Origin of the sequence: Streptomyces sp. NPDC006610, assembly GCF_040611575.1 — a bacterium.
GTDB lineage: Bacteria > Actinomycetota > Actinomycetes > Streptomycetales > Streptomycetaceae > Streptomyces.
In genome coordinates this window covers 1-24,346 of the sequence record NZ_JBEXOP010000063.1, presented here as the reverse complement: position 1 = coordinate 24,346, position 24,346 = coordinate 1, and the positions used below count along the sequence as shown (strand labels likewise).

Sequence of the window (24,346 nt, the reverse complement as noted above, 5' to 3'; positions counted from 1 at the left end):
GCCGCCGCCCCGGCCCTCCCCGGGGCGGCGGCCGGCCACGACGATCCGGCGCCCGCCTCTGGTGAACGCCTTTGACGAGGTCCCCTGCACGGCGTGCAGGTTGCCCGCACGGCGTCGCTCATGAGCCCGCGACGCCTGCCGGTGGCCGCCGCACTGCCGTGACGCCCGGTTCCGGCCGTGGCGCCCGCGGGCGTGCACGATCCGTCAACCGGCCTGCGCTGTGCGGGCCGTTCACCATCGCCCCGGTGGCCGATGCTCACGGTGAGACGACCGCGACGGCGGTCACCGGCTGGTGAGGAGGTGTCCCGTGGGCGGTATTCACCCGTGGCGTCCCTGGTAATCGGGAGCGATGCATCCGCGTCGTGGTTCAGGGAGGCGCGTGTCGTGTCCCTGAACCACGACAGGCTTCGGGCGGGACGCGGCATTCGGCGAGGTGCTCCGGGGCGTCCGGCGCGGCGGACGGCGGTGGGACGGCGTACCCCGCATGATCAACTGACCGGCACCCGCCGGGTCCCAGCAGGCGTCATCACGTCAGGAGCCGCGTAACCCCATGAACGCCTCACTCGCCCTGAAGACGCGCCAGGAGGTCATCGAGGCCTACCGGGCCCAACTGCGCGCCATGATCGACGGCGATGCCGGCGCCCTCGACGCCCTCCTGGACGAGGGCTTCACGCTCACGCACCCCACGGGCGAGGAGCAGCCGAAAGCCGTGTGGCTGGCCCAGGTGGGGGGCGGGGAGTGCGCGTACCACGGGGTCGAGGAGAAGACCGTGACCGTCGGGATCGACGGCGATACGGCCCGTCTCGTCGGCCGCGTCGTCGCCGACGCGACCGTGCACGGCACGCGTGCGGAACGGCGTCTTCAACTGACCATGGAGTACCGGCAGGCGGGCGACGCGGGCGACAGGGGCGACACGTGGATCGCCCTGCGTGCCGTCGCCAGGGACTGGTGAACGGCGGGCCGCGTCCGGCCGTACTCGCGGACCTCTGCCGAAGCTGCGGATGCCGGTGAACGCAGTGCCATCACCTGATATCCGGCACCATCACCTGACACTCGGCACCATCACCTGACACCCAGCGCCATCACCTGACATCCGGCTTCATCACCCGACACCTTGCGGAATCACTCGGACGAGCGAGATTCGACGGTCTTGCCCTCGATGTTTCGGGAGGAAACGGGCGCTTCCGGTCGCGGACCGTGTCGCTGTTCGGCCGAACGGGTGACGTCGCGTAAGAATTGGCCGGTGCAGGCGATGAGCGAGTCAGATCGGGGGAGCCGGTGAACGGTCACGACGTCACCGATGAACAGTGGGAAGGGCTCGCCCAGGTCGTTCCGCTGCGCGGCCGGGACGCCTGGCCGTCGGCGGTGAACCACCGCGCGTTGCCGGAGGCGGAGACCGAGACGCGGCGGCGTTTCGTCGTGCTCCGGGTGAACGTGTTCGCGGACGCCCGCGAGGTCGCCGAGACACTGATGTCGGGCATCCCCGTGCTGCTCGACCTGACCGGCGCCGAGAACGAGGTCGCCAAGCGGGTGCTGGACTTCAGCACGGGCGTCGTCTTCGGACTGGGCAGCGGGATGCACCGGGTGGACCGGAACGTGTTCCTGCTGACCCCGCCCGGCACCGAGGTGCAGGGGCTCATGGAGGGCGCGGGGATCCCCGGCGCCGGCGACTGAGACGCCGGCGGGCGGAGGCTGCGGCGGGCGAGGCTCCGGCGGTCCGTGCGTCGGCCGAGGCGTCCGCCAGGCGCGCCGTGCCCGCCCGACGCGCAGGGACGGCGAGGGTTCCGCATCGGTGCACGGCCGACGGGCCCCGAGGGCCGGTCCGGCTCGACGCCGCCGTACAGGCGGAGCCCGAGCTGCGCAACGTCGGCGAGCGGCCGTCGGCGGGCGGCCTGGTGCTGCCGGCGACGGCGCTGCGCGACCCCGGGCGGGGGGCCGTGCAGGCGGCCCGGCAACCGCCGGGTCCGCGCCGGCTGCGCCGGGCCCGTCGTCGACGTCCTCGCGGACGGGGGGAGCGGGGCACATCCGGTGCGTCGGCGCGGTGAGCGACGGCTCCCGGTGCGCGGAGCAGGTCGACGTGACGGTGGTACACCTGAAGCCGTGACAGAACCTTCCGACCTGGACCGACTCCGGCGCCGACTGGCCGAGTTCGCCGCCGCGCGCGACTGGCAGCCGTACCACACCCCCAAGAACCTCGTCTCCGCCCTGAGTGTGGAGGCCGCCGAACTGGTCGAGATCTTCCAGTGGCTGACGCCGGAGGAGTCGGCGCGGGTGATGGACGACCCCGGCACGGCGCACCGGGTGCGGGACGAGGTCGCCGACGTGCTCGCCTATCTGCTCCAGTTCTGCGAGGTGCTCGGCATCGATCCGCTGGCCGCGCTCGACGCGAAGATCGACCGGAACGAGCGCAGGTTCCCGCGGCCGGATCGTGACGGCGGGGTGTGACGCCCGGGTGTCCTGCGGGCGACGCGCAGGGAGCGATCTGATCCACTTTCACTCTCCGTAGTGGAAAGCGAGGGTGAATCCGAATTGTTGTCCGCAGATTTCCGTCTTCCTCTGGCTTTTCGTCTCAACGCCCTTCACTCTGGGTAGTGGACAGGTGGAGTGAAGTTCGGGCGGACGCGCTTCGGCGCGGCGGGACAGACCGGGGGCAGCCCATGGATGCGGTGCGGCTCATCCTGACGAGCAGGCGTGCCCTGGCGGGTAGCGGTGACACGCCGCAGATCATCACGGAGGTGTGGCAGGCACAGTCCCTCGCCCAGGCGATAGGGAGCCGGCTGGCGGTCTTCGGCCCGCCCGAACTGCGCGGCGAGGCCATCGGGTTGACGGAGCTGGCGGGCAGAGGGTGCGGGGTGCTGGAGACGCCGGAGCTGGCCAAGGGCGAGCTGCGCGCGGCCCAGCTGACCGAACTGGGCGACGCCCGGCAGGCGTTGACGTTCCTCGGCGGCCTCCTCGGCGAGGTCGGCATCGCCCTCGTCGGCATAGCCTGCGCCGCCCCCGACGAGAGCACGTACTGGATGTGCATGGAGGCCATCGACGCGGCGGACGAGTCCAGGGACCGCGTCCTGGAGATGCTGCGCCGGCTCGCGGACCGGGAAGAGGCGATACCCGTGCGGGAGGCGGGGTAGCGGGGCGGGCGGGAGGGGAACGGGTGGCCGGAGGGAAGGGGCGGGCCGCGTCCGGGTGAGGGCCGTCCCGGGCGGGGGCCGGGGGCAGGCCCGTCGCGCGCTAGGGATCGTGGGACGGGGCAGGATGGGGGGTATGGATCTTCGCATCTTCACCGAGCCCCAGCAGGGGGCGACCTACGACACCCTGCTCGCCGTGGCCAAGGCCACCGAGGACCTCGGCTTCGACGCCTTCTTCCGTTCCGACCACTATCTCAGGATGGGCTCCGGAGACGGCCTCCCCGGCCCCACCGACGCCTGGATCACCCTCGCCGGCCTCGCCCGTGAGACCAAGCGGATCCGGCTCGGCACGCTGATGACCGCCGGTACGTTCCGGCTGCCCGGCGTGCTCGCCATCCAGGTCGCCCAGGTCGACCAGATGTCCGGCGGGCGCGTCGAGTTCGGGCTCGGCGCGGGCTGGTTCGAGGAGGAGCACACGGCGTACGGCATCCCCTTCCCGAAGGAGAAGTTCGGCCGCCTGGAGGAGCAGCTGGAGATCGTCACCGGGCTGTGGGCGACGGAGGTCGGCCGGACCTTCGACTTCCGGGGCACGTTCTACGAGCTGAAGGACTCGCCCGCGCTGCCCAAGCCGGTGCAGCCGAAGATCCCGGTCCTCATCGGCGGGCACGGCCCGCGCCGCACCCCGCGGCTGGCGGCCAGGTTCGCCGACGAGTTCAACATGCCGTTCGCCTCGATCGAGGACAGCGAGCGCCAGTTCGGCCGGGTCCGTGCCGCCGCCGAGGAGGCCGGCCGCAAGGGCGACGACCTCGTCTACTCCAACGCCCTCGTGGTCTGCGTCGGCAAGGACGACCAGGAGGTCGCCCGCCGCGCCGCCGCCATCGGACGCGAGGTGGACGAGCTGAAGGCGAACGGCCTGGCGGGTTCACCGGCCGAGGTCGTCGACAAGATCGGCCGTTACGCCGCGGTCGGTTCCCGGAGGATCTACCTCCAGGTCCTCGACCTCCACGACCTGGACCACCTGGAGCTGATCTCGGCGCAGGTCCAGTCCCAGCTGTAGGGCCGGACGGGGTGGGCCCGCACGGGGTGGGGCCGGGTCAGGGCGGTGCTCCGGCTCCCGGTCACGGGCCCTCGCCCGGGCGGGCCCCACCCGCGCCGGCCGGCGGCGCCGACTGCTCCTTCTGCCACGCCCCCACGCCCAGCTTCCCCGTCGTGCCCAGGTCCAGCTCCGGCGTCACCATCACCGGATCGGCCCCGGGCTTGGCCCAGGTACGCACGTAGGCGGCGTGCACGGGCTCGCCGAACTCCGTGGTGTTGCGCCACACCAGCGTCGCGTGGGCCCGCTCGCCGGGCTTCAGGGCGAGCGGCAGGGGCGGGGCGTCGGCGCCCGTGCCCGTGCTGATCGCGCTGCCGCCCCGCAGCACGCGCACGCCCTCGACCGGCTCGTGTTCCTCGTCGAGGAGTTCGAGTCGCGGGTAGCCCTCCAAGCGGTACGTCCCGGTGCCGCAGTTCTCCAGGCGGAGCCCGACGACCCGCAGCCCCATCGCAGCGTCGCCCCGGTCCGTGTACACCCGCACCCCCGACTCCGGGCACGGACCTCCCGTCGACGGCGCCTCGTCGGCCGGCACGCTGCGCACCTGGACGATCCGCGCGGTCGGCGTGCCGGCGGACAAGCTCAAGGCGGCGTGGTCGAGCGTCCGCCGCACGGTCGTTCCGGGCGCGACGGACGGCACCGTCTCCTCGCGGCTGTCCATGGCCGCCCCGGTGGGCGACCGAAGGCTGAACACGACGGTGTAGGTGAGCGCCCGCGTCCCGGAGTTGGTGACCTCCCACTCCACGACCTCGCACGCGGGCCCGGTCACACCGGTGATCCGGACGCCGTCCAGTTCCGTCTCGCCCGACGACGCCCCGTCCGCGGACGTCCCGCCCGGCTCCGCGCCCTCCGGCGCCGTCCCGCCCGGCTCCGCTGCGCCCGGCTCCGTCCCCGCCGACGGCGACGCCGCACACCCCGCGTCCGCCGAACCGCCCCCACCGGCGCCCCCGCCCCCCGCGCCGGCGCGCTGCGTCCCGCACCCGCCCGCGAGCAGCACGGCGGCGGTGACGGTGACGGACAGAACGGCCAGGGGAGTGGAGCGGCGTGTGCGCCGAGACGTAGGCATGGCCCGAGTCGATCAGCCGCGGCCCCCGGCCACTGTGACGGAAGCCACCATTCCGGTCACAGCCCTGTCACAGACCGCCCGGAAAACCGCAGGAGCCCATGCTCCGTTGTCTGTACCTTGTCAGGACCGTCGCGGGCGTGAACCCGCACCTCAGAACCTTTCCAGCGACCTGTCGACCCTTCAAGCGCCCTTCCAAGCGCCCCCAAGCGACCCTTCAAGCGCCCCTTCAAGCCTTCGAGGCCACGTTGTTCCTGACGATCACCACCACCGGCACCCCGGAACGCCCCGCCACCGATCTCGGCTACCTGCTGCACAAGCATCCCGACAACGCGCAGGCGTTCTCCACCTCCTACGGCACGGCACACGTCCTCTACCCCGAGGCGACCGCCGAGCAGTGCACGGCGGCGCTGCTGCTGGAGGTCGACCCGGTGGCGCTGGTCCGGCGCGGCAAGGGCAAGGGCCGCGGCGGCGCACCCGACGCCGCGCTCGCCCAGTACGTCAACGACCGCCCGTACGCGGCCTCCTCGCTGCTCGCCGTCGCCCTGAGCGCGGTCTTCTCCAGTGCGATGCGCGGGGTGTGCGCCGCCCGGCCCGAGCGCGCCGGCGAACCGCTGCCGCTGCGCATCGAGGTGCCCGCACTGCCCGCCCGCGGCGGACCCGGCCTGGTGGGGCGGCTCTTCGAGCCGCTCGGCTGGACGGTGACCGCCGAACCGGTGCCGCTGGACACGCGGTTCCCCGAGTGGGGCGACTCGCGGTACGTGCGCCTCGTGCTGGAGTCGCGGACGCCGACGCTCGCCGAGGCCCTGCGCCACTTGTACGTGCTGCTGCCGGTGCTGGACGACGCCAAGCACTACTGGGTCTCCTCCGACGAGGTCGACAAGCTGCTGCGGGCCGGCGAGGGCTGGCTGCCCGGTCACCCCGAGCAGCAGCTGATCACCAGCCGCTATCTGTCGCGCCGCTGGTCGCTGACCCGGCAGGCGCGGGAGCGGCTGGAACTGCTGCGGCTCGCGGAGGCCGACGACAGCGAGGTCGAGGAGATCGACAACGCGGTCGCGGCGGAGACGGACGCCGAGACGGAGGAGGAGAAGCCGACGCCGCTCGCGGTGCAGCGGCGGGAGGCCGTCCTCGCCGCCCTGGAGCGGTCCGGCGCGGCCCGTGTCCTCGACCTCGGCTGCGGACAGGGCCAGTTGGTGCAGGCGCTGCTCAAGGACGTCCGGTACACGGAGATCGTCGGCGTGGACGTGTCGATGCGGGCGCTGACCATCGCCTCCCGGCGGCTGAAGCTGGACCGCATGGGCGAACGGCAGGCCGCGCGCGTCCGGCTCGTCCAGGGCTCCCTCGCCTACACCGACGCCCGGCTCAAGGGGTACGACGCCGCCGTGCTGAGCGAGGTCGTCGAGCACGTCGACCCGCCCAGGCTGCCCGCCCTGGAGTACGCGGTGTTCGGCTCGGCCCGCCCTCGCACGGTTCTCGTGACGACCCCGAACGTCGAGTACAACGTCCGCTGGGAGTCCCTCCCCGCCGGACACGTCCGGCACGGCGACCACCGCTTCGAGTGGACCCGCGCCGAGTTCCGGGCCTGGGCGGAGCGGGTCGCCAGACGGCACGGCTACGGCGTGGAGTTCGTTCCGGTGGGGCCGGACGACCCGGAGGTGGGCCCGCCCACCCAGATGGCCGTGTTCACCCTCGGACAGACCCCCGACGAGACCCCCGACGAGACCCCCGACAAGACCCACGACAAGACCCTCGACAAGACCCTCGACGCGGCCCACCACTCGGCCGACGACTCGGCCGACGACGAGAAGAAGAAGGAGGCGACGGCCGCATGACCACCACCCCGATCACCGATAACCGCACCCGGGGCCGGGTGCTCCCCGTCACCGACCTCTCCCTCGTCGTGCTCGTCGGCGCGTCCGGCTCGGGCAAGTCCAGCTTCGCCCGCCGTCACTTCGGGCCGACCGAGGTCATCTCCTCCGACTTCTGCCGCGGGCTCGTCTCCGACGACGAGAACGACCAGAGCGCCACCCGCGACGCCTTCGACGTCCTGCACTACATCGCGGGCAAGCGTCTGGCCGCCGGCCGCCGCACGGTCGTCGACGCCACCAGCGTGCAGCAGGACGCGCGGCGCCAGTTGATCGAGCTGGCGCGGCAGTACGACGTGCTGCCCATCGCCATCGTGCTCGACGTGCCGGAGGAGGTGTGCGCCGAACGCAACGCCGCGCGCTCCGACCGCGCCGACATGCCCCGCCGGGTCATCCAGCGGCACGTCCGCGAACTGCGCCGTTCCCTGCGGCGCCTGGAGCGCGAGGGCTTCCGCAAGGTGCACGTCCTGCGGGGCGTCGAGGAGGTCGAGAACGCCACCGTCGTCACCGAGAAGCGGTTCAACGACCTCACCCACCTCACCGGTCCGTTCGACGTCATCGGTGACATCCACGGCTGCTCCGCCGAACTGGAGGCGCTGCTCGGCAAGCTCGGCTACGTCGACGGCGTGCACCCGGAGGGCCGTACGGCCGTCTTCGTCGGCGACCTCGTGGACCGCGGCCCGGACAGCCCGGGCGTGCTGCGCCGGGTGATGTCGATGGTGGGCTCGGGCAACGCGCTGTGCGTGCCGGGCAACCACGAGAACAAGTTCGGGCGCTTCCTGCGCGGGCGCAAGGTGCAGCACACGCACGGTCTCGCCGAGACCGTCGCGCAGATGGAGGGCGAGAGCGAGGAGTTCCGGCAGCAGGTGCGGGAGTTCCTCGACGGGCTCGTCAGCCACTACGTCCTCGACGGCGGCCGGCTCGTCGTCTGCCACGCCGGGCTGCCGGAGAAGTACCACGGTCGCACCTCGGGCCGGGTCCGCTCGCACGCGCTGTACGGCGAGACCACCGGCGAGACGGACGAGTTCGGGCTGCCGGTGCGCTACCCGTGGGCCGAGGACTACCGGGGCCGCGCGGCCGTCGTCTACGGCCACACCCCGGTCCCCGAGGCGACCTGGCTGAACAACACCATCTGCCTGGACACCGGCGCGGTCTTCGGCGGCAAGCTGACCGCGCTGCGCTGGCCGGAGCGGGAGCTGGTCGACGTACCGGCGCAGAAGGTCTGGTACGAGCCGGTGAGGCCGCTGCGGTCCGAGGCGCCCGGGGGGCACGACGGCCGGCCGCTGGACCTGGCCGACGTGCACGGCCGCCGCGTGGTGGAGACCCGTCACGCCGGGCGGATATCGGTGCGCGAGGAGAACGCGGCGGCTGCCCTGGAGGTCATGAGCCGTTTCGCGGTCGACCCGAGACTGCTGCCGTACCTCCCGCCGACCATGGCGCCGACGGCGACCTCGCGGGAGGAGGGGTATCTGGAGCACCCCGCGGAGGCGTTCGCGCAGTACGCGCGCGACGGCGTCGAGCGGGTGGTGTGCGAGGAGAAGCACATGGGCTCGCGGGCGGTGGCGCTGGTGTGCCGTGACGCGGAGGCCGCGCGGAAGCGGTTCGGCGTCGGGGGAGCCCCCGGCGCGGGCGACGCCGAGCACGGGGCGGGGCCGACCGGCTCGCTGTACACCCGTACCGGCCGGCCGTTCTTCGACGACGCGGTCACCGAGGAGATCCTCGGGCGGGTGCGGGCGGCGGCCGACGCGGCCGGGCTGTGGGACGAGCTGGACACCGACTGGCTGCTGCTGGACGCCGAGTTGATGCCGTGGTCGCTGAAGGCGTCCGGCCTGCTGCGCAGCCAGTACGCCGCGGTCGGCGCCGCCTCCGGCGCGGTGTTCCCCGGCGCGCTCGCCGCGCTGGAGGGCGCGGCGGCCCGCGGCGTCGACGTGTCCGGCCTGCTGGCACGCCAGCGCGAACGGGCCGCGGACGCGGCGGCGTTCACCGACGCGTACCGGCGCTACTGCTGGACCACCGAGGGCCTGGACGGCGTGCGCCTCGCGCCCTTCCAGATCCTGGCCGTCCAGGGCCGCAGCCTCGCCGGGCTTCCGCACGACGAGCAACTCGCCCTGCTCGACCGGCTGGTCGAGCACGACGGTACCGGTCTGCTGCAGACCACCCGCCGCCTGTACGTCGACACCGGCGACGCCGAGTCGGTGCGGGCGGGCGTCGACTGGTGGCTGGAGACGACCGCCCGCGGCGGCGAGGGCATGGTCGTCAAGCCGCTCGGCGCCCTGGTGCGGGACCCGCAGGGCCGGCTGGTCCAGCCGGGCATCAAGTGCCGGGGCCGGGAGTACCTGCGGATCATCTACGGTCCCGAGTACACGCGCCCCGAGAACCTCGCCCGCCTGCGCAACCGCTTCCTCAACCACAAGCGGTCCCTCGCCGCCCGCGAGTACGCGCTCGGCCTGGAGGCACTGGACCGGCTGGCGGAGGGCGAGCCGTTGTGGCGCGTCCACGAGGCGGTGTTCGGGGTGCTGGCGCTGGAGTCGGAGCCGGTGGACCCGAGGCTCTGACCGCCGTGGTGGCGGGTCCGGCCCACCGGGCCCGTCACCACGCGACCCCACGGGAGGGTTGCGGAGGGGGCGGCGCGGCGGCGGCGCTCATGACGCGCCCCACCCCGCCCCGACGCACGCGCCCCCCGACACACCCGCCCCCGCCCCCGCCCGCAGGGGCGGCCCCCACCCGCAGGGCGCGCCGTCCCCCCGCCGAAGGAGGATGAACCCGGGCCCGAATGGTCAGGATGGAGGCATGGGATTCCACGTCGACTCCGAGGCCGGGCGGCTGCGCCGCGTCATCCTGCACCGGCCCGATCTCGAACTCAAGCGGCTCACGCCCAGCAACAAGGACGCCCTGCTCTTCGACGACGTGCTGTGGGTGCGCCGGGCGCGCGCCGAGCACGACGGGTTCGCCGACGTGCTGCGCGACCGGGGCGTCGAGGTGCATCTCTTCGGCGACCTGCTCGCCGAGACACTGGAGATCCCGGAGGCCCGCGCCCTCGTCCTGGACCGGGTCTTCGACGAGAAGGAGTACGGCCCCCTCGCCGCCGGCCACCTGCGCGCCGCCTTCGACGGCCTGCCCACGCGGGAGCTGGCCGAGGCGCTGGTCGGCGGCATGACGAAGCGGGAGTTCCTGGAGGGGCACGCGGAGCCGACCTCGGTCCGCTTCCACGTCATGGACCTGGACGACTTCCTGCTGCGCCCCCTCCCGAACCACCTGTTCACCCGCGACACCTCCGCCTGGATCTACGACGGCGTCTCGATCAACGCGATGCGCTGGCCCGCCCGGCAGCGCGAGACCGTGCACTTCGAGGCGATCTACCGGCACCACCCGCTGTTCCGCGCCGAACCGTTCCACCTGTGGTCCGAGGGGCAGGCCGACTACCCGTCGACCATCGAGGGCGGGGACGTGCTCGTCATCGGCAACGGCGCCGTACTGATCGGCATGAGCGAGCGGACCACGCCGCAGGCCGTGGAGATGCTCGCGCACAAGCTGTTCGCCGCCGGCTCCGCGCGGACCATCGTCGCCCTCGACATGCCCAAGCGGCGGGCGCTGATGCACCTGGACACGGTGATGACGATGGTCGACGGCGACGTCTTCACCCAGTACGCGGGCCTCGGCATGCTCCGCTCGTACACCATCGAGCCGGGCGTGGGGGAGAAGGAGCTGAAGGTCACCGACCATCCGCCCGAGCACATGCACCGCGCCATCGCCGCCGCCCTCGGACTGAGCGAGATCCGGGTGCTGACCGCGACCCAGGACGTCCACGCCGCCGAGCGCGAGCAGTGGGACGACGGCTGCAACGTCCTCGCCGTCGAGCCGGGCGTCGTCGTCGCCTACGAGCGCAACGCCACCACCAACACCCACCTGCGCAAGCAGGGCATCGAGGTCATAGAGATCCCGGGCAGCGAGCTGGGGCGGGGCAGGGGCGGCCCGCGGTGCATGAGCTGCCCGGTGGAGCGGGACGCCGTATAACCGCATGGGGGCGGTAGGACCCGATACCGACGGTTCCGTTCCTCCGCCTCCATGGACAAACACCACCCGGGCGTATATAAATTCTGAACTTCGTATAGAGTTCCATCCGTCCCGTGACCGTCCCGTCCACCTCTGGAGCGCCCCTCATGGCGACAGTCCCGACCGCCCTCGCCGGCCGCCACTTCCTCAAAGAGCTCGACTTCACACAGGAGGAGTTCCGCGGCCTGGTGGAGCTGGCCGCCGAGCTGAAGGCCGCGAAGAAGGCCGGGACGGAGACCCAGTACCTGCGCGGCCGGAACATCGCGCTGATCTTCGAGAAGACCTCCACGCGCACCCGCTGCGCCTTCGAGGTCGCCGCCGCCGACCAGGGCGCGTCCACCACGTACCTCGACCCCTCCGGCTCGCAGATGGGGCACAAGGAGTCCGTACGGGACACCGCGCGCGTCCTCGGCCGGATGTACGACGCCATCGAGTACCGCGGCGACAGCCAGGCCAACGTCGAGGAACTGGCCGCCCACGCCGGCGTGCCCGTCTACAACGGCCTCACCGACGACTGGCACCCCACCCAGATGCTCGCGGACGTGCTCACGATGACCGAGCACTGCGCCAAGCCGCTCGGCGAGATCGCCTTCGCCTACCTCGGCGACGCCCGCTTCAACATGGGCAACTCCTACCTGGTCACCGGCGCCCTGCTCGGCATGGACGTACGGCTGGTCGCCCCCAAGTCCTACTGGCCCGCGCAGGACGTCGTGGACCGCGCCCGGGCCCTCGCCGAGACCAGCGGGGCCCGCATCACGCTCACCGAGGACGTCGCCGAGGGCGTGGCGGGCGCCGACTTCGTCGCCACGGACGTGTGGGTGTCCATGGGGGAGCCCAAGGAGGTCTGGGACGAGCGGATCGCGGCCCTGGCGCCGTACGCCGTGACCATGGACGTGCTGCGCGCCACCGGCAACCCGGACGTGAAGTTCCTGCACTGCCTGCCCGCCTTCCACGACCTGGGCACCAAGGTCGGGCGCGAGATCCACGAGACCCACGGGCTGGAGTCCCTGGAGGTCACGGACGAGGTCTTCGAGTCGGCCCACTCGGTGGTCTTCGACGAGGCGGAGAACCGGCTGCACACGATCAAGGCGGTGCTGGTCGCGACGCTGGCCTGAACCGCGCCGCGCGGGTGGGGCGACGCGCCGGAGCCCTGCCCGCGTCCGTCACGCCGGGCGGGGCCGCCACTGCCGGGGCACCGCGGCCAGCCGGAACCACACCGCCTTGCCCGACTCGGTGGGGCGGTGGCCGCAGGACGAGCTGAGCGTGCGGATCAGCAGAAGGCCCCGCCCGTGCTCCTGCCAGGGGTCGGGCTCGCCGTCGGCCGGGTGGACCAGCCGGCCGGGCGGCGCCGGGTCGGGGTCGTGCACCTCGACCTTGCAGCCCGTCGGCACCAGCTCCACCACCAGCTCTATCGGGGCGTCGCCGGCGGTGTGCTCGACCGCGTTCGCCACCAGTTCGGCGGTGAGCAGCTCGGCGGTGTCGCTGTCGGCTCCGTGCTCCAGCTCGGCGAGGGCGGTACGCACCAGTGCGCGGGCCACGGGCACGGCCGCGGTGGTGTGCGGCAGCGCTATGCGCCAGGAGGCGGCGCCGGAAGGGCGTTCGTGCAAGGCGGATCCGTTCGTGCTGCAGGTCCCGTGGGCCGGCATCAGGGTGTCCTGCTTTCGATGGCGGAAATGGTACGGCCCCCGCCCCGGAACTCGCACGACGGGCGCCGTCCGGGACCTGCGTCCCGGCGTCGACGGCCTACCCGCACGAACGCCCCGCCGCTCCCCGCCGATCCCGCCGTTACGGGCTTGTGGACGAGCGGTGACACGGTGACCGGACCACACCGGCTGCCCGACTGCGGCGCCCCGGACGGACGGGCCGCCGATGCGGATCACAGCCCTGCGAAGACCGCGTCCCGGCGTGCCGGAACGGCCGGCGGCCCCCGCGGCGTGAGCCGCCGGATGCCGCATCACAGCCCGGCGAACACCGCCCCCGCATCGCGCAGTCGCTCGTGCAGCTCCCGGAACACCTCCGCCGAGCGCCGTCCGGGCCAGTTCGCCGGGAGCAGCCGGTCCGGGAGTCCGGGGTCGGCGTAGGGGAGGTGACGCCAGGAGTCGAGGGCGAGCAGATGGTCCCGGTACGCCTCCTCGGGCGGCCGGTCCTCGCGCCGCCGCCACGCGCGCAGCACGGGCTCGTGCCGGTCGAGGAACGCCTCGTGCCGCTTGGCGATGGCGGCCAGGTCCCACCAGCGGGCGACGGCCTCGACGGTGGCGGCGAAGCCGAGGTGCTCGCCGCGGAACAGGTCGACGTACGGGTCGAGGCGCAGCCGCCGCAGCGTGTGCCGGGTCTCCTCGTACAGCCGCGCCGGGGCTATCCACACGCCCGGCGCCGCCGTGCCGAAGCCGAGACCGGCCAGCCGGGAGCGCAGTACGTGCCGCTTCTGCCGCTCCGACTCCGGCACCGAGAACACCGCGAGCACCCAGCCCTCGTCCCCGGGCGGCGCGGTGGCGTACACCCGCCGGTCGCTGTCCTCCAGCAACTCGCGTGCCTCGGGGGAGAGTTCGTAGCCGGCCGCGCCCCGGTCGGTGCGGGCGGGCACCAGCAGCCCGCGCCGTTTGAGCCGGGACACCGACGAGCGCACCGAGGGCGCGTCCACTCCGACCGCGGCCAGCAGCCGGATCAGCTCCGCCACGGGCACCGGCCCGGGCATCCGACGGCCGTACGCGCCGTAGAGGGTGACGATGAGGGACCGGGGTGTGTGGTGCTCGGACACGTTGATCATCTTAGGTCGCCGGGATCGTCGCTGGTCATGGGGGCTGCGCGGTGGGCGCGGCGGGAACACGCCGGGCCTGGCCGGCCGCCCGGCCGCTTCGTCGCCGACCGGTGGCCGGGGCGGGGACTCGCCACCGTTGGGGTGACGGTCCCGGCGGCGGCCGGGTACGGCAGGTACCTGTGGAATCCCCACACAATAGGAGGTTCCGCTCATGTCACTGCGTACTCTGCTGTCCCGGCGGCCGGCCCTGGCCGCCACGGCGACCGCGGCGCTCGCCCTGCTCGCCGCCGCCCCCGCCGCGCCCGCGTCGGCCGGACCGACCGGCATGGTCACGATCGACCGCCAGGCCCGACTCGCCCCCGACGGCACGGTCGTCCTCTCCGGCACCTACGCCTGCGTCGGCTCCAAGGGCCCGGCGTTCGTGAGCAGTTCGGTGATGCAGGGCTCCGACACCCGCCACTCCGTCGGCGGCACCCGGGCCGTGTGCGACGGCAAGGTCCACCGCTGGCGCAACACCGGCCGCGTCGCCGAGGACGCGGTACGCCCGGGCGCCGCGGGCGTCGAGGCGGCGGTCATGGAGCTGAACTCCGCGAGCGGCCTGCCGCTGCCGCACTTCCACGCCGTGCACGAGCGCGAGGTCCGCCTGGTCGCGCGCTGACGGCCGGGGCGCCGGGCGGCGCGGCGCCGCCCGGTTCCGGGGACTCCGGAACCGGCGGCCCTGGTTCCGCCGGACCCGCCTCGGGCGGCCCTGCTTCCGCCGTTCCCGCTTCCGGTGGCGCGAACGCCGCGCGGTAGGCGGTGGGTGTGGTCCCCAGAGCCCGGCGGAAGTGCAGCCGCAGGTTGGCGGGGCTGCCCAGGCCGCACCGCTCGGCGACCTGGTCGATGCCGAGGCCGGTGCTCTCCAGCAGCTCCCGCGCCCGGTCGAGCCGGGCCGCGAGCAGCCACCGCAGCGGCGTGGTGCCGGTCTCGGCGACGAAGTGCCGGGCGAAGGTGCGCGGCGCCATGTGGGCCCGCGCCGCCAGTTGAGGCACCGTCAGCTGCTCGTGCAGCCGGGCCAGGGCCCACTCCCGGGTCGGCGCGAGCGTGGAGCCGCCCGCCTCGACGGCCAGGGGCCGCCGGATGTACTGGGCCTGTCCGCCGTCGCGGTGCGGCGCGGAGACGAGGGTGCGCGCCACCTGGTTGGCCGTACGGGCGCCCAGATCGCGGCGGACCAGGTGCAGGCACAGATCGATGCCGGCCGCGACGCCGGCCGAGGTCAGCACCTGGCCCTCGTCCACGTACAGCACCCGCGGGTCGACCGATACGCCCGGATGCCGCGCCGCCAGCTCGTCGGCGTAGAGCCAGTGCGTGGTGGCCCTGCGGCCGTCGAGGACCCCGGCGGCGGCGAGCGCGAACGCGCCGGTGCAGATGGAGACCAGGCGCCGCCCGGCGGCGTGCGCCCCGGCCAGCGCGTCGAGCACCGGTCCCGGGACCTTCCGCAGATGGGGCGCGTACCCCGGCACCACCACGGTGTCCGCCCGCCGCACCGCCTCCAGCCCGGCGGCCACCGTCACCTCGAACCCCGCCGAGGTCGCCACGGGCCGCCCCGAGATCCCGCACAGCGTCACCTCGTACGGCCTTCCCGGCACGGCGATGAACACCTGGGCGGGGATGCCCAGATCGAGGGGCAGGACGCCGTCGAGCACGAGCACCGCCACCCGGTGCGGCGGCCTCATGCCCTCGACTCCCTCTGAGGCAGCTTCCTTCCGCATAACGGCAATTCTGCCACTGTCGGCGACGCGCCTTCCTGCCGAGCATGGAGGCCATGGAACCCATGACGACGGCCGGCGTTCCGCCGATCCCCGAAACACCCCTGGCGCGCAGCGCGTTGAAGCTGGTCCTGGACGCGGAGTCCGCCGCCGCGGCCCACCACAGCGTCCGCACCGCCCTGTTCGCCCGCCTCCTCGCCGACCACCGCGGCGCGCGCCCCGGCCACGACTACGACCCCGAACTGCTCTTCCTGGCCTGCGTCCTGCACGACCTCGGCCTCACCGAGGCGGGCGACCGCGACCAGCGCTTCGAGGTCGACGGCGCGGACGCGGCGGCGGAGTTCCTCACCGCGCAGGGCCTGCCGGCGGCCGGCGTGGACGCCGTGTGGGAGGCCATCGCCCTGCACACCTCGGTGGGCATCGCCGAGCGCCGCGGCACGCTGTGCGCCCTGGTCCGCGGCGGGATCGGCATGGACTTCGGCGTGGGCACCGAGTTCGTCAGCGACGAGACCGGCGCCGCCGTCCACGCCGCGTACCCCCGGCTGTCCATGGCCACGACGCTCGTCGACGAGGTGGTCGCCCAGGCCCGGCGCCGCCCCCGGAAGGCCCCGCCCTACTCCCTCGCCGCCGAACTGCTCCGGGAACGCTCGACCCCTCCGCACGTCACCCGCCTGGAGACCATGACCGACGCCGCCCGCTGGGGCAACTGACCGAGCGAAGGAGAACCGCCCGCATGAACCGCCGCACCCTCCTGACCGCCACGGCCGCGACGGCCGCAGCCGGCGCCACGGCCCTGGGCGCCCGCACGGCCGCCGCCGCCGAATCGACCGCCCCCACCGGCCCGCTCCGCGTCCACGTGGTCCTGTTCGACGGCGTGGAGGAACTCGATCTGGCCGCGCCCTACGAGGTGCTGTCCGCCTCCGACTACTTCACCGACCGGCGGGTCGAGGTCGACTACGTCATCCTGGACGGCCCCCGCACCGTCACGGCCGCCTACGGCACCAGGCTCCGCGCCGACCGCCGCTGGGCCCCCGCCGAGGCGGACCTCCTCGTCGTGCCCGGCGGCGGATACGCGCGCCGCGACGACCCCGGCGTCTGGGCCGAGATCCGCCGCGGCGACCTGCCGCGCGCCCTCGCCGAGGCGGCGGCCCGCCCGGACCTGACCGTCGCCGCCCTGTGCACCGGCGTGATGCTGCTCTCCGCCGCCGGCGTGACCCGCGGCCGTCCCTGCACCACCCACCACCGGGCGCGCGCCGACCTCGAACGCGAGGGCGGCGTCCTGAAGAACGCCCGCGTCGTGGACGACGGCGACCTGGTGACCGCGGGCGGGGTCACCTCCGGACTCGACCTCGCCCTGTGGCTCGTACGCCGCGAACTGGGCGCGGACGCGGCCGTCGGCCTGGAGCAGATGCTGGAGTACGAGGCCCGCGGCACGGTGTGGACGGCGGGGGAGGGGGCGCGTTCCGGCCGGTGAAAACGGGTCGACGCGGCGGACGGGCGGCGTCTACGATCCACGGCGCGGCGTCGCGTGTCGGTCACCGGCCGGGTGAGGCATGGAGGCGCCGCGGATGCCCATGGAGGCATTGACCAGTGTCGGTCGAGTTCAACCACACCATCGTTCTCACCCCTGACCGGGAGAAGTCCGCCCGTTTCCTCGCCGGGATCCTCGGCCTGGAGGTCGGCGAGCCGGCCGGGATGTTCCTGCCGGTGACGACCGCCAACGGCGTCACGCTCGACTTCGCGACCGTCGACGTCGACATCCCCGTACAGCACTACGCGTTCCTCGTCTCGGAGGAGGAGTTCGACGCGATTCTCGCCCGGCTCGTCGCGGGCCGGGTCCCCGTCCAGGCCGATCCGCACGGCAGGCGCCCGGGCCGGATCAACCGCAACGACGGCGGCCGGGGCGTGTACTTCACGGACCCCGCCGGACACGGCCTGGAGGTCATCACCCGCCCGTACGGCAGCGATCCGGGCTCCGCGTGGAACGGGGTGACGGAGGAGGTGCCGGGGGCGGTGGGCGGCTGAGCGGGGCGCCCGGCCACGTCCCCGGGACGGCTCCGGCCGGCCGTGCGGTCGCCACCTGTCGTGTGGCCCCCCGCCGGTCGACCGGCCTCTTCGCCCGTCGACCGGCGTCTCCGCCGCCGAAACGCCGGCCGCGTCGGTCGACCGGCGTCACCGGATGTCGTGCCCCGGGTGGTTCCGGTCGTACTCCCGCCGCGCCTCGGCGATGAGCGGGCGGTGGGCGAGGGACCAGTCCGCGAGGGCCTTGACCAGGTGGGTCAGACCCGTCCCGGTCGGGGTCAGGCGGTAGTCGACCTGGGCCGGGACGGTCGGGTACACCGTGCGCAGGACCAGGCCGTCGCGTTCGAGTCTGCGCACCGTGAGGGTGAGCATGCGCTGGGAGATGCCGTCGATCGCGCGCTGCAGTTCCCGGAACCGGCGTGGGCCGCCCGCGAGTTCGACGATCACGAGGACCGACCACTTGTCGCCGATGCGGTCCAGGACGTCGCGGATCCCGCAGTCCGGATGCTCCTTGCGCCCGCAGGGTTCGAGGTCGGCGGCTGAGACCTCGGGGGTTACCTCCGTGTGCGTGGGTGACATGGAACTGCCTCCTTGTGGCCGGTGGCCGGGCGGATGAGGATCACCGGAGCCCAGCCTAGTTACCGATGAGAACCACGACGGGAGACCGTGACCCCATGATCCTGGTGACCGGAGCCAACGGAAACCTCGGCGCGGCGGCGCTCGCCGCGCTGCACGCCCGCGGGGTCGCCGCACGCGGCGGCAGCCGCACCCCCGGCGACGGAATGCGGCGCCTCGACTTCGACGACCCCGCCGGTCTCGACCTCGCGGGCGTGTCCACCCTGCTGCTGGTCTCCGCCGGTTACGCCGAGGACGACCGGGTCGTGGCCCGGCACGCGGCCGTGCTCGACGCCGCCGCCCGGGACGGCGTACGGCACGTCGTCTACACGAGCCTGACCGGCGCCGGCGACCACCTCGCCTTCGCGGCGGCGCACCGGGTGACCGAGCGGCTCGTCCGCGCCGGGGACTTCGCCTGGACGATCCTGCGCAACGGGCTGTACGCCGAACTCTTCGGCGGCCTGCTGACCTGGGCCGGCGACGGGCTGGAGTCGGCGTTCGGCGACGGCGCCCTGGCCGCGGTCGCCCGCGCGGACCTCGCCGAGGCCGCGGCGGTCGTCGCGGCCGACCCCGCGGCACACAGCGGGCGCACCTACGACCTCACCGGCCCGCCGATCACGGCAGCGCAGGTCGCCGACCGGCTCGGCGTGCCGCACCGCGTGATCGGGCTCGGCGAGTACCGGCGCCGGCTCCTGGAGGAGACGCCGGGCCTGCTGCCCTTCCAGCCCCCCATGCTGGCGTCCATCGCGACGGGCATCCGGCACGGCTTCCTCGGCGGCGCCGGCCCGGACCTCGCCCGCCTGCTCGGCCGTCCGCCGCGCGACTGCCTGGCCACGGCGGTGGCGGCGGCGTCCGCGACGCGGCCGGCCCAGTCGGTCGTCGGCTGACCGGGCGGGCCCACCCGGCCGACCGGCCGTGCCGACCGGGCGGCCCCTCGGCGGCAGCCGGGCGACCGTCGCACCTCCGTCTGCCACGATGGGCGAGTGGAACGGCGTTCGAGAACGGGTTTCCGAAGACAGGTTCGAGAACGACGGGTCGGCACGGAGGGAGCGGCGCGGTGAGCGGCGGCGGTGACGAAGGCGCGGGGCGCGTGGTCCGGGGCAGGCGGGCGGACGGGCGGCGCCGTCAGGAGGCGCTGCTCGACGCGGCGGCCGCGGTCTTCGAGGAGTCGGGTGTGAAGGCCCCGGTGCGTGACATCGAACAGGGGCCGACGCCGTGACGGACGGTGTCGGGGAGGCCGCCGGCCGGCTCCTCGCACTGCTCGCCGCCGAGGCCGACCCCGCCTTCGCCGAGCGCGTGCGGCGGTACTTCCCGAACGGCTTCGCCGCGCTCGGCGTCCCGAACGCCGCCGTGGCCGCCCTCGCCCACGCCCACGTCCGCGAGCGGCCGGACGTGCCCGCGGCGACGCGGCTCCTGCTGGCCGAGGAGGTGCTGTCCCGGGCGACGCACCACGAGGAGGTCCTCCTGGCCTTCGCCCTGCTGCACAAGTCCGCCAGACGCGACCTGGGGCCCGAACTCCTCGACCGCAGCCTCGACTGGCTCGAACACCGCGTCTCCAACTGGGCCCAGTGCGACGACCTCTGCCTGAAACTGCTCTACCCCTTCTTCCTCGGCCACCTCGACCTGATCCCGCGGACCCGGCCGTGGACCCGCTCCCCCTCCCCGTGGGCCCGGCGCGCCGCCAACGTGGCGGTGGTGAAGTTCGTACGGCGCACGGTGGGCGCGACGACCTTCGAGCTGCCGCTCTCCCACGTCTTCGACAACTGCGTCCGGCTCCTGCACGACGACGACGCGTACGTGCAGAAGAGCGTCGGCTGGCTGCTGAAGGTCGCCGGGCGGGTCCACCCGGAGGAGGTGGCGGCGTTCCTGGGGGAGTGGAAGGGCGAGATGCGGCGCGAGACCTTCCGGTACGCGACGGAGAAGACGAAGGACGGTCCTCCGGAGAACGCCGCTCGCCCTCATGCGTGACCGAACTCGACGAACCGCGTCGTCTCCCGGGCGGACGGTCACCCCCGCACCGGCGTCGTCAGCACCGCCCGGACGGTCTTGCCGCTGGGCGGGTAGGGCAGCGTCTGCCAGTGGTCGGCCAGCGCGGCGACGAGCGCGAGGCCGCGCCCGCCGGTGTCCAGCGACCCGTCCGGCGCCGCCCCCGCGGGACGGCCCTGCGGCCACCTGTCCCCCCGCGCGTCGGTGACCTCGACGCACAGCCGACCGCCCGACGCCTCGAACGCCAGCGACAGCCGGAAGCTGCGCCCCGACACGCTGCCGTGCAGTACGGCGTTGGCGGCCAGCTCCGCCACGACGCCTTCGGCACGCTCCGTGAGGTCCTGCGGGGCGTCCCAGGACCGCAGTTGGCTCACCGCGAGCAGCCGGGCGAGCCGAGCGCCGCGCCGCGTGGACGACAGCAGCTGCGTGAAGGTGAGGGGGGAGGCCGTGACGTGGGGAGTTGCGTGGTTCATGACGCCAGGGTGGCGTCCGTGAAGGCCCTCGTGCGAGCCCCGGACCCCGTACGCGCAGTCAGCGTACGGGCACAGTGAGTGGACAGTACGGGTCGCGCGCCGTCACGCTGTGTGCCGAACGCCCTGCGGGCCCGAGCGGCCGGAGAGAGGAGCGACGGATGGACATCGTCGAGACGGAGGCGGCCACGGACGCGGACACCGACGCGGACGCCGCGACGACTCCGGCGGGGGAGCGGGAACCCCATCCCTCGGACAGTCTGCGCACCTTCGGCGCGGTCGTCCAGGCGTTACGCGAGTACAAGGGGCTCAGCCGCACGGCCTTCGCCGGCCTCGTCCAGTACTCCCGGCACACCGTCGAATCCGTCGAGCTGGGCCGCCGCATGCCCGACGAGGCGTTCATCGAGCGCGCGGAGGAGGCGACCGGCAACACCGGGGCGCTGCGCAAGGCCGCCAACCACATCAGCCGGGGGGAGGCGGGGCTGGCGGCCTGGTTCCGGCGGTGGGCCCGGCTGGAGCGGCAGGCGGTGAGTCTGTGCACCTACGAATGCCGGTTGGTGCCGGGGCTGTTGCAGTCGGAGGCGTATGCGCGGGCGGTGTTCGACAACAGCATCCCGCTGCTGACCGACAGGCAAATGGAAGCGCAGCTCACGGCGCGAATGGAACGGCAGCGGCTGCTGTGGGAGCGGCCCACCGTGCCGTTCAGCTTCATCGTCGAGGAGTCGGTGTTCCGGCGCAGGCTGGGTGGGGTGGAGGTGCACGCGAGCCTGCTGGAGCGTGTGCTCGCGCTCACTGCTCCTCGTAACGTGACCCTCCAGTTGGTGCCGCTGGAGTTGGAGTTCCACGCATGCTTGGACGGGCCGGTCCAGTTGCTGGAGACCGGAAACGGGCGGCGGCTGGGGTACTCCGAAGGACAACAGAACGGCCGGTTGATCTCGGACCGGAGAGAGGTGACTCTCCTCTGGCAGCGCTATGACACACTGCGCTCGCAGGCCCTCAACCCGAAGGAATCCAGGGACCTGTTGGAACGACTGCGAGGAGAGCTATGAGCAGCGGAACGACGGAACTCGCCTGGTTCAAGTCCAGTTACAGCGGCACCCAGGGCGACAGCTGCGTCGAGATCGCCATCGCCGAGGGAGCCGTTCACATACGGGACTCCAAGGACCTCGCCCGCACGCCCTTCGCCGTGGGCCGTGAGGGCTGGGCTCCCTTCGTACGGTTCGTGTCGGACGTCTCGAACGGGTAAGCGTTGGCCGAGCCCTCTGTGACGAACCCGTGCGTCCACGCGCAGAACACATGGGGCGGCGTACGGGCGCGGCAGGGGGCCCGCGGGCCGCGCAACCGGACCGAGAGGCAGGCGTGGCGGCGAACCAGCACAGGGCAGGGCAGCTTCGCGAGCCGGGCGACGCACGGCTCACCGCCGCCCTGGCCCGCGCGAGACAGGGGGACGAGAGGGCCTTCCAGGCCCTCTACCGGCAGTTGCACCCGGCGCTGGCCCGCTACCTGACCACCCGGCTGGGCGACGAGACGGCAGCCGCGGCGGCGGCCTCGGCCGTGTGGCGGGACATCGCGAACGGGGTGTTCGGCTTCCGGGGCGACGGCACCGACCTCCGTGTCTGGGCCGTGTCCCTCGCCCGCCGCCGCATCCCCGACCGGCCGCGGCCGGCCCCCGCCCCGGACCGGGCGGGCCTCGCCGACGACGTCCAGCACGTGCTGTCGGCGCTGCCGCCGGACCTGGCGGACGCCCTGCTGCTGCGCGTCGCCGTCGGTCTGGACGACGCGGCGGCGGCACGCGTCCTCGACACCACGGCCCCGTCCGTGCGGTCGACGGCGCACCACGCCCTGCGGCTCGTGGACAGCTGTCTCGCCTCCCGTCCGTTCCCCGACGCGCCCCGGGAGCAGTGGGCCTGCTCATGGTGCTGACGCCGGCGGCCTTGGACGGCGTCGCGGGAGCGCGTCGAGGCCACCGGCGCACCGGACCCGGTGACGGCGGGCCGGGCGTACGGAGCCTCGACGCGTCCCTCGTTCCGCGCCCGGGGCTACAGGGCGCCCCGGCGCCAGGGCCCGGTGATCGCGAAGGTGATGCCCGGGGTCTGGATGTTCACGAACAGCCAGTTGCCGTTCTTCGGTTCGAACACCGAGCCGGCCCACTCCGAGCCCCGGTGGTCGGCCGCGGGGACGTCCTTGCCGGCGGTTCCGCCGCGCAGGTCCGCGTTGTTGGCGGCGAAGCGGAAGATCTCGCCGTCGGTGGTCAGTCCGTGGACGTACTCGGTCCCGCCGCCGTCCTCGCAGAGCACCAGGCCGCCGCGCGGGCTGACGCACATGTTGTCGGGAGCGTTGAGCACCTCGGCGCCGGGCGAGGCGAACAGCACCCGGAACTCGTCGGTGGCCGGGTCGAGTTCGAAGACCTGGCCCTGACGGGCGGGACCGCCGTCGGTCGTGATCACGTAGATGCGGTCGTTGCCGTACCAGGCGCCCTCCAGGCGGCTGAACACCGCGGCGCCGTTCGCCTGCGCCTGGTACCGGACCGTGTCCGTGGCCGGGTCGACGTCCTCCACGGGCACCCAGGAGACGGTGCCGTACGCCTTCTCGCCGTCGAGGCGGGTGTCGTACGCCGCGCCGCCGATGCGCAGGGCCTCCAGCCGGCCGCCCTTGGACAGGTCCCCCGCGACGGCCGGAACGAAGCGGTACAGGCACGCGTCGCCGCGGTCCTCCGTCTCGTAGACGTAACCCGTCGCCGGGTCGACGGCGACCGCCTCGTGGTTGAACCGGCCCATGGCCTTGTAGGGCTCGGGATTGCCCTTGCCCTCGGAGGCCACCTCGAAAATGTAGCCGTGGCGCTTGCCGGCGGTCGTGGAGAAGGTCTCCTCGCAGGTCAGCCAGGTGTTCCAGGGGGTGGGACCGCCGGCGCAGTTGCGCAGGGTGCCGCCGAGGCTGCCGTAGGACTCCAGCCACTGGCCGGCGTCCGGGTCGAAGACCAGGGTGGTGGTGCCGCCGCCGGCCTCCGGGTTGTAGGCGGGGGCGGTGAAGGCGGGACCGGCGCCGCGTTCGTGGTTGCGCACGAGGTGGACCCGGTCGCCGTAGCGGAAGGCCGCCATGCCGTCGTGCGCGCCCGGGGTGCGCACGCCGTCGTCCATGAGGTCGTTGGTCCAGCCGTACGAGATGTACTCGAAGCCGCGCGGCAGGTGCAGCAGTTCCAGACCGGTCGCCTGGTCCTTCACCGGGCTCAGCGGGCCGTACCCGGAGTCGAAGGGGAACTTGGCCGGCTCGGCGGCCGCCGTGCGCGCGGCGAGGGCCTGGAAGGGAACGGACGCGGCAGCGACCGCCGCGGCGCCGCGCAGCAGGGAGCGTCGTTCGAAACCGGGACCGGTCGGTGTGCCTGCGGACGTGCCTGACATGGGAGTCCTCTCGATGCAACGGACCGGGGGGCGGCGACCGTCACCCTAGGAGGAAACCCTTGTTCCGTTTCCCAACGGGAAGTGAGCGTTGGGAGAACCTCTGCCGGACATGGCCGGAAAGCGCCGGCTCCCGGCCCGCGCGGGTGTGCGGGC

26 protein-coding genes and 1 pseudogene are annotated in these 24,346 nt (G+C 73.6%); 20 read left to right on the top strand and 7 right to left on the bottom strand.

Annotated features, from left to right (window positions below):
* Positions 1-550: 550 nt before the first annotated feature.
* From ABZY13_RS31945 to ABZY13_RS31920, 6 genes and pseudogenes are all read left to right on the top strand, one after another.
* A complete protein-coding gene (locus tag ABZY13_RS31945) occupies positions 551-952 on the top strand; it encodes a nuclear transport factor 2 family protein (RefSeq protein WP_356637010.1) in 402 nt (133 codons plus the stop codon).
* 326 nt (positions 953-1,278) lie between these two features.
* Positions 1,279-1,674, top strand: a complete 396-nt coding sequence (locus ABZY13_RS31940) for a cell division protein SepF (protein WP_356637008.1) — start codon at positions 1,279-1,281, stop codon at positions 1,672-1,674.
* 84 nt (positions 1,675-1,758) lie between these two features.
* Positions 1,759-1,949, top strand: a pseudogene (locus tag ABZY13_RS31935) (ATP-binding protein); the annotation flags it as partial.
* Positions 1,950-2,100: 151 nt separating this feature from the next.
* Positions 2,101-2,445, top strand: coding sequence for a nucleotide pyrophosphohydrolase (locus tag ABZY13_RS31930; RefSeq protein ID WP_356637006.1), 345 nt, complete (start codon positions 2,101-2,103; stop codon positions 2,443-2,445).
* Positions 2,446-2,657: 212 nt separating this feature from the next.
* A complete protein-coding gene (locus tag ABZY13_RS31925) occupies positions 2,658-3,128 on the top strand; it encodes a DUF6099 family protein (protein WP_356637004.1) in 471 nt (156 codons plus the stop codon).
* Between the two features lie 133 nt (positions 3,129-3,261).
* Entirely contained in the window at positions 3,262-4,182 is a 921-nt protein-coding gene (locus ABZY13_RS31920) for an LLM class F420-dependent oxidoreductase (RefSeq protein ID WP_356637002.1), read from the top strand.
* Between the two features lie 61 nt (positions 4,183-4,243).
* On the opposite strand, the gene ABZY13_RS31915 is transcribed toward ABZY13_RS31920, so the two are convergent.
* Entirely contained in the window at positions 4,244-5,281 is a 1,038-nt protein-coding gene (locus ABZY13_RS31915) for a DUF4232 domain-containing protein (RefSeq protein WP_356637000.1), read from the bottom strand.
* A gap of 245 nt (positions 5,282-5,526) precedes the next feature.
* Here ABZY13_RS31915 and ABZY13_RS31910 point away from each other — a divergent pair, with 245 nt between their 5' ends.
* From ABZY13_RS31910 to argF, 4 genes are all read left to right on the top strand, one after another.
* Complete coding sequence (locus ABZY13_RS31910) at positions 5,527-7,110, top strand: 3' terminal RNA ribose 2'-O-methyltransferase Hen1 (RefSeq protein WP_356636998.1); 1,584 nt, start codon at positions 5,527-5,529, stop codon at positions 7,108-7,110.
* The gene (locus ABZY13_RS31905; RefSeq protein WP_356636996.1) at positions 7,107-9,698 is read left to right on the top strand and encodes a polynucleotide kinase-phosphatase; all 2,592 of its coding nucleotides are present in this window, start codon (positions 7,107-7,109) and stop codon (positions 9,696-9,698) included. Before ABZY13_RS31910 ends, ABZY13_RS31905 begins: the two co-directional genes overlap by 4 nt.
* 235 nt (positions 9,699-9,933) lie before the next feature.
* Positions 9,934-11,157, top strand: coding sequence for an arginine deiminase (locus ABZY13_RS31900; protein ID WP_356636994.1), 1,224 nt, complete (start codon positions 9,934-9,936; stop codon positions 11,155-11,157).
* A 146-nt stretch (positions 11,158-11,303) separates the two neighbouring features.
* A complete protein-coding gene (gene argF / locus ABZY13_RS31895; protein WP_356636992.1) occupies positions 11,304-12,311 on the top strand; it encodes an ornithine carbamoyltransferase in 1,008 nt (335 codons plus the stop codon).
* 48 nt (positions 12,312-12,359) lie between these two features.
* Here argF and ABZY13_RS31890 read toward each other — a convergent pair whose 3' ends face one another.
* Together ABZY13_RS31890 and ABZY13_RS31885 are read right to left on the bottom strand one after the other, a co-directional pair.
* Positions 12,360-12,842, bottom strand: coding sequence for an ATP-binding protein (locus tag ABZY13_RS31890; RefSeq protein WP_356636990.1), 483 nt, complete (start codon positions 12,840-12,842; stop codon positions 12,360-12,362).
* Positions 12,843-13,150: 308 nt separating this feature from the next.
* Positions 13,151-13,963, bottom strand: a complete 813-nt coding sequence (locus ABZY13_RS31885; RefSeq protein WP_356636988.1) for a PaaX family transcriptional regulator C-terminal domain-containing protein — start codon at positions 13,961-13,963, stop codon at positions 13,151-13,153.
* 202 nt (positions 13,964-14,165) lie between these two features.
* Here ABZY13_RS31885 and ABZY13_RS31880 point away from each other — a divergent pair, with 202 nt between their 5' ends.
* Positions 14,166-14,612 (top strand): DUF6299 family protein, encoded by a 447-nt coding sequence (locus tag ABZY13_RS31880; protein ID WP_356636986.1) that lies wholly within the window; start codon positions 14,166-14,168, stop codon positions 14,610-14,612.
* On the opposite strand, the gene ABZY13_RS31875 is transcribed toward ABZY13_RS31880, so the two are convergent.
* On the bottom strand, positions 14,527-15,669 hold the full coding sequence (locus tag ABZY13_RS31875) for a helix-turn-helix domain-containing protein (RefSeq protein ID WP_356636984.1): 1,143 nt from the start codon (positions 15,667-15,669) through the stop codon (positions 14,527-14,529). The genes ABZY13_RS31880 and ABZY13_RS31875 overlap by 86 nt on opposite strands.
* A gap of 89 nt (positions 15,670-15,758) precedes the next feature.
* Here ABZY13_RS31875 and ABZY13_RS31870 point away from each other — a divergent pair, with 89 nt between their 5' ends.
* The 3 genes from ABZY13_RS31870 (at position 15,759) to ABZY13_RS31860 (ending at position 17,727) form a co-directional block, all read left to right on the top strand.
* The gene (locus tag ABZY13_RS31870; RefSeq protein ID WP_356636982.1) at positions 15,759-16,412 is read left to right on the top strand and encodes an HD domain-containing protein; all 654 of its coding nucleotides are present in this window, start codon (positions 15,759-15,761) and stop codon (positions 16,410-16,412) included.
* Positions 16,413-16,435: 23 nt separating this feature from the next.
* On the top strand, positions 16,436-17,176 hold the full coding sequence (locus ABZY13_RS31865) for a DJ-1/PfpI family protein (RefSeq protein ID WP_356636980.1): 741 nt from the start codon (positions 16,436-16,438) through the stop codon (positions 17,174-17,176).
* Positions 17,177-17,292: 116 nt separating this feature from the next.
* Positions 17,293-17,727 (top strand): VOC family protein, encoded by a 435-nt coding sequence (locus tag ABZY13_RS31860; RefSeq protein WP_356636978.1) that lies wholly within the window; start codon positions 17,293-17,295, stop codon positions 17,725-17,727.
* A gap of 147 nt (positions 17,728-17,874) precedes the next feature.
* On the opposite strand, the gene ABZY13_RS31855 is transcribed toward ABZY13_RS31860, so the two are convergent.
* A complete protein-coding gene (locus tag ABZY13_RS31855; protein WP_356636976.1) occupies positions 17,875-18,303 on the bottom strand; it encodes a helix-turn-helix domain-containing protein in 429 nt (142 codons plus the stop codon).
* A 95-nt stretch (positions 18,304-18,398) separates the two neighbouring features.
* Between ABZY13_RS31855 and ABZY13_RS31850 the strand changes: the two genes are divergently transcribed.
* The 3 genes from ABZY13_RS31850 (at position 18,399) to ABZY13_RS31840 (ending at position 20,307) form a co-directional block, all read left to right on the top strand.
* A complete protein-coding gene (locus ABZY13_RS31850; RefSeq protein ID WP_356637012.1) occupies positions 18,399-19,226 on the top strand; it encodes an NmrA family NAD(P)-binding protein in 828 nt (275 codons plus the stop codon).
* Between the two features lie 170 nt (positions 19,227-19,396).
* Positions 19,397-19,558, top strand: coding sequence for a hypothetical protein (locus ABZY13_RS31845; protein WP_356636974.1), 162 nt, complete (start codon positions 19,397-19,399; stop codon positions 19,556-19,558).
* The gene (locus ABZY13_RS31840; RefSeq protein WP_356636971.1) at positions 19,555-20,307 is read left to right on the top strand and encodes a DNA alkylation repair protein; all 753 of its coding nucleotides are present in this window, start codon (positions 19,555-19,557) and stop codon (positions 20,305-20,307) included. Before ABZY13_RS31845 ends, ABZY13_RS31840 begins: the two co-directional genes overlap by 4 nt.
* Before the next feature lie 38 nt (positions 20,308-20,345).
* Here ABZY13_RS31840 and ABZY13_RS31835 read toward each other — a convergent pair whose 3' ends face one another.
* Positions 20,346-20,798, bottom strand: coding sequence for an ATP-binding protein (locus tag ABZY13_RS31835; protein ID WP_356636969.1), 453 nt, complete (start codon positions 20,796-20,798; stop codon positions 20,346-20,348).
* Between the two features lie 158 nt (positions 20,799-20,956).
* Here ABZY13_RS31835 and ABZY13_RS31830 point away from each other — a divergent pair, with 158 nt between their 5' ends.
* From ABZY13_RS31830 to ABZY13_RS31820, 3 genes are all read left to right on the top strand, one after another.
* Entirely contained in the window at positions 20,957-21,844 is an 888-nt protein-coding gene (locus ABZY13_RS31830) for a helix-turn-helix transcriptional regulator (RefSeq protein ID WP_356636967.1), read from the top strand.
* Positions 21,841-22,041 carry a DUF397 domain-containing protein gene (locus ABZY13_RS31825; RefSeq protein ID WP_356636965.1) on the top strand — a complete coding sequence of 67 codons (201 nt, stop codon included), beginning with the start codon at positions 21,841-21,843 and terminating at the stop codon, positions 22,039-22,041. Before ABZY13_RS31830 ends, ABZY13_RS31825 begins: the two co-directional genes overlap by 4 nt.
* Before the next feature lie 113 nt (positions 22,042-22,154).
* Positions 22,155-22,718: a sigma factor-like helix-turn-helix DNA-binding protein gene (locus ABZY13_RS31820; RefSeq protein ID WP_356636963.1), complete on the top strand. Its 564-nt coding sequence runs from the start codon at positions 22,155-22,157 to the stop codon at positions 22,716-22,718.
* A gap of 116 nt (positions 22,719-22,834) precedes the next feature.
* On the opposite strand, the gene ABZY13_RS31815 is transcribed toward ABZY13_RS31820, so the two are convergent.
* Positions 22,835-24,193 carry an alkaline phosphatase PhoX gene (locus ABZY13_RS31815; RefSeq protein WP_356636961.1) on the bottom strand — a complete coding sequence of 453 codons (1,359 nt, stop codon included), beginning with the start codon at positions 24,191-24,193 and terminating at the stop codon, positions 22,835-22,837.
* Between the last annotated feature and the right edge of the window lie 153 nt (positions 24,194-24,346).